This is a genomic window from Wocania arenilitoris (assembly GCF_021728535.1).
GTDB lineage: Bacteria > Bacteroidota > Bacteroidia > Flavobacteriales > Flavobacteriaceae > Wocania_A > Wocania_A arenilitoris.
In genome coordinates this window covers 109423-110089 of the sequence record NZ_JAKKDU010000014.1, presented here as the reverse complement: position 1 = coordinate 110089, position 667 = coordinate 109423, and the positions used below count along the sequence as shown (strand labels likewise).

2 protein-coding genes are annotated in these 667 nt (G+C 41.7%); one reads left to right on the top strand and one right to left on the bottom strand.

The window, feature by feature from the left end:
• A partial coding sequence (locus L3X37_RS12205; RefSeq protein WP_237240457.1) for an HYR-like domain-containing protein occupies window positions 1-386 on the bottom strand: 386 nt, incomplete at its 3' end.
• Between the two features lie 79 nt (window positions 387-465).
• Here L3X37_RS12205 and L3X37_RS12200 point away from each other — a divergent pair.
• On the top strand, window positions 466-645 hold the full coding sequence (locus L3X37_RS12200; protein WP_237240456.1) for a hypothetical protein: 180 nt from the start codon (window positions 466-468) through the stop codon (window positions 643-645).
• Window positions 646-667: the final 22 nt, after the last annotated feature.

The window sequence follows — 667 nt, the reverse complement described above, 5'->3', positions numbered from 1 at the left end:
CAATTGATTGTAAATGTACCTTGAGTAGTGTATGTTAAAGGATCAGTAGTTGTACCTGTAATAGTTCCTGAACAGTTATCAGTTGTTGTAGGCGCTGTAGCCGTAGCCGAACATTCACCTGTTAAATCAGGAAGTGTTGGAGTCGCAGGAGGTGTAGTATCATCCACGATTACAGTTTGAGGCACCACAATCACATTACCATTACCATCATCAAAGGTCCAATTGATTGTAAATGTACCTTGAGTAGTGTATGTTAAAGGATCAGTAGTTGTACCTGTAATAGTTCCTGAACAGTTATCAGTTGTTGTAGGCGCTGTAGCCGTAGCCGAACATTCACCTGTTAAATCAGGAAGTGTTGGAGTCGCAGGAGGTGTAGTATCATCCACGATTACAGTTTGAGGAACAACGATTACATTTCCATTACCATCATCAAAGGTCCAATTGATTGTAAATGTACCTTGAGTAGTGTATGTTAATGGATCAGTAGTTGTACCTGTAATAGTTCCTGAACAGTTATCAGTTGTTGTAGGCGCTGTAGCCGTAGCCGAACATTCACCTGTAACATCAGCAAGTGTTGGTGTATCAGGATCAGTGACATCCCACTTACAAGCCGATGCCGATGTCGCGGATGTTGTTGACTATTGACAAGTCCTTGATAATGTCCATG